Below are 3,027 nucleotides of genomic sequence, written 5' to 3'. Positions count from 1 at the left end.
GGAAGAGCTGCCGCCGCTGCCTCCTGGCACGACGGCGACCGTACTCCCGGCAGAGGACGTCACCGGGGCGGATGTCGACGCGCTGCGTTTTCAGCAGGTGCTGCGTGGCTACAAGGCGAGTGAAGTGGATTGGGCCCTGCATCGCCTCGGGTTGGAAATCGATTCTCTGCGTGCACAACTGGGCCGTGACGAGCGGTCTGAGGTCCTGGTGAAAGCGGATGCTCCGGACAAGGCCGAAGCATCGCAGGAGGAGCCTGAGACCGTATCCGAATCGAAGGATTCCCAGGGCTGATGGCCGACGGACTCGTTCGGTGCGGCTGGGTGGTCGAGACGCCCGGCGACACGCTCTACCGCGACTATCACGACGAGGAGTGGGGGCGTCCGCTGCACGGGCGCGACGAACTGTTCGAACGACTCGCCCTCGAAGCATTCCAATCGGGACTTTCGTGGATCACGATTCTGCGCAAACGCGAGGCGTTCCGCGAAGCCTTCGACGGGTTCGATCCGGACAAGGTCGCAGCGTACGGAGTTGCGGATGTCGAGAGATTGCTCTCCGATGCCGCGATCGTCCGCAATCGCGCGAAGATCGAGGCGACGATTTCCAACGCCCGAGTGCTCGTGAATTCGCCCGATCTGGACCTCGATTCGTTACTCTGGTCGTTCTCGCCGCCTCGACGCACCAGAAGACTGACATCAATTGCAGAGGTTCCCGCGGTCACTCCCGAGTCGACTGCCATGGCTAAGGAACTCAAGCGGCGCGGGTTCAAGTTTGTGGGTCCTACCACGGCTTATGCGCTCATGCAGGCCACCGGAATGGTCGATGATCACGTGGCTGATTGCTGGGTTCCGGCGCAGGTGTGACGGACGACTGAACACCCCTAAATGTGACTCAGATTCCCGGTTCCCGCATCCATAGGGAACAATGGAGGGTACGAGCCTCGCTGATTGTTGGCGGGGCGCACCGTTAGTCGAGGCGCAGAGCAATGCAGCGCAGATCTGGAGGGAGCAGAGGATGGCGGCCATGAAGCCCCGGACCGGGGACGGTCCCCTCGAAGCAACCAAAGAGGGACGAGGAATCGTCATGCGGGTTCCACTCGAGGGTGGCGGACGCCTCGTCGTCGAGCTGACCCCGGATGAAGCTGCAGCGCTCGGTGTGGAACTCACGAACGTCACCAGCTAGTCGGGTCCAGGTTGTAGCAGTACGAACAACAGCACGTGATTGCACGCAGGCTCCGTATCCGTTTCGGTACGGGGCCTGAAGTGTGTGCGCACCGCCGGTAGCCGAAAGGACGGATCAATGCTTGCCGCCGTGATCGACCTTCTGTCCTGCCCGCAGTGTGCTGCTGATCTGGAATTGGTGGACGGCGCCGCCGAGTGCGACCGCGGACATCGATTCGATATCGCTCGTCAGGGTTACGTGAGCCTGATCAGTGGCGGTGCCACGAAGTTCACCGGCGACAGTGCCGAGATGATTGCCGCGCGTGCACGATTGCTCGGCGCCGGCCACTTCGGCCCGCTGATGGATGCCGTCACCCGGGCCTGCGCGACGACGGCGGGGTCGGACCCCGCGCGGATCGTCGAAATCGGCGCAGGCACAGGACAATACCTCGCACACGTCGTGGATTCGCTGCCTGATTCTCGGGCGATAGCGTTGGACGTGTCCAAGTTCGCGGCCCGACGTGCCGCGAAGGTCCACGAAAGAATCGGTTCGATCGTCGCAGACGTCTGGCAACCACTGCCCATTCGCGGCGGAGCGCTCTCTCATGTGCTCTGTGTGTTCGCTCCTCGTAACGGTCCGCAGTCCCATCGAGTTCTCGCCGAAGACGGCGTTCTGGTGGTCCTGACGCCCACCGACAGGCATCTGCGCGAGCTGATCGACATTCTCGCGATGGTCCGGGTCGACGACCGCAAAGTGGAACGTCTCGAATCGTCGATGGCCGGATACTTCGAGCGTGTGAGTAGCGACGAGGTCGAGTTCACGATGTCACTCTCACACCAGGACGTCCTCGACTTGGTGGGGATGGGACCGTCGGCGAGACACCTGACGCCCGCCGATCTGGCTGCCGCCGTGGCGAAGCTGCCGCAGCCGAGCACCGTCACCGCGTCGGCGACGGTCTCGAGCTATCGCAAGATCTGACGCGGATCAGCGTCTCGTGACGGCGTCCGCGTAGACCTCGAGCGTCTGCTTGGCGATTTCGGCCCAGGAGAACTCGTCGATCGCACGGATCCTGCCCGCACGACCCATCGCGTCGGCGCCTTCTCGGTCGGCGACAACGGCATTGACGGTGGCCGCGAGCGATTCCTCGAATGCGTTCGGCTCGTAGGCGTTGTAGTGCACGAGTCGACCGGTGACGCCGTCGGCGCCCACCTCGGGGATGCCGCCGACGTCGGAAGCGACCACGGCGGTCTCACACGCCATGGCTTCGAGATTGACGATCCCGAGGGGTTCGTACACCGAAGGGCAGACGAATACCGTTGCTGCCGAAAGTATTTCCCTGATCTGCTCGGTCGGGAGCATCTCGCGCACCCAGTAGACATTGCCCCGGTGCCGGGCGAGTTCGGCCACCGCCTTCTCCGTCTCGGCGGCGATCTCCGGCGTATCGGGAGCGCCGGCGCACAGCACGAGCTGAATCTCCGGGTCGAAGTGGTGGGCTGCCGCGACGAGGTGCCCGACGCCCTTCTGCCTCGTGATGCGTCCGACAAAGGCCACGATGGGTTTCGCCGGGTCGACGCCGATCGACGCGAGTGCGGACTGTGCTCCCGGCGCAGATCCCCCGGGATGCCATACCTCGGTGTCGATTCCGTTGCGGACTACGTGAACGCGACTCGGATCGACAGCGGGGTACGCGTCGAGGACGTCGAGTCGCATACCGGAACTGACGGCGATGATCGCGTCTGCGTGCTCGACGGCGTTGCGTTCGGACCACGACGAGATCCGATAGCCGCCGCCTAGCTGTTCGGCCTTCCACGGGCGTCTGGGCTCGAGTGAGTGCGCGGTGAGGATGTGCGGCACGTCGTAGAGAGCCG

General features: G+C 64.0%; 5 protein-coding genes. 4 read left to right on the top strand and 1 reads right to left on the bottom strand.

Going from position 1 to position 3,027, the window contains the following annotated elements; genetic code table 11:
• The 4 genes from A2J01_RS08145 to A2J01_RS08135 all read left to right on the top strand — a co-directional run.
• Window positions 1-292: DivIVA domain-containing protein (locus A2J01_RS08145; protein WP_064112476.1), on the top strand; the 292-nt coding region annotated here is incomplete at its 5' end.
• Window positions 292-861, top strand: coding sequence for a DNA-3-methyladenine glycosylase I (locus A2J01_RS08140; RefSeq protein WP_003945189.1), 570 nt, complete (start codon window positions 292-294; stop codon window positions 859-861). The genes A2J01_RS08145 and A2J01_RS08140, both read left to right, overlap by 1 nt.
• Window positions 862-1,012: 151 nt before the next feature.
• Window positions 1,013-1,180 (top strand): DUF3117 domain-containing protein, encoded by a 168-nt coding sequence (locus A2J01_RS34880; RefSeq protein ID WP_003945169.1) that lies wholly within the window; start codon window positions 1,013-1,015, stop codon window positions 1,178-1,180.
• Window positions 1,181-1,297: 117 nt separating this feature from the next.
• Complete coding sequence (locus A2J01_RS08135; RefSeq protein WP_064112477.1) at window positions 1,298-2,137, top strand: putative RNA methyltransferase; 840 nt, start codon at window positions 1,298-1,300, stop codon at window positions 2,135-2,137.
• Window positions 2,138-2,143: 6 nt separating this feature from the next.
• On the opposite strand, the gene glgA is transcribed toward A2J01_RS08135, so the two are convergent.
• The coding region (gene glgA, locus A2J01_RS08130; RefSeq protein WP_064112475.1) for a glycogen synthase at window positions 2,144-3,027 on the bottom strand (884 nt) is incomplete at its 5' end.

Origin of the sequence: Rhodococcus sp. EPR-134 (genome assembly GCF_001647205.1) — a bacterium.
Classification (GTDB): domain Bacteria; phylum Actinomycetota; class Actinomycetes; order Mycobacteriales; family Mycobacteriaceae; genus Rhodococcus_F; species Rhodococcus_F qingshengii.
Note: the sequence above shows the minus strand (reverse complement) of the source record. Positions and strands in the feature narration are given on the sequence as shown.

What these genes read in the sequence shown, in the direction of transcription:
- A2J01_RS08140 (WP_003945189.1), top strand. Translation starts at nt 292, where the DNA reads ATGGCCGACGGACTCGTTCGGTGCGGCTGGGTGGTCGAGACGCCCGGC.
- A2J01_RS34880 (WP_003945169.1), top strand. Translation starts at nt 1,013, where the DNA reads ATGGCGGCCATGAAGCCCCGGACCGGGGACGGTCCCCTCGAAGCAACC.
- A2J01_RS08135 (WP_064112477.1), top strand. Translation starts at nt 1,298, where the DNA reads ATGCTTGCCGCCGTGATCGACCTTCTGTCCTGCCCGCAGTGTGCTGCT.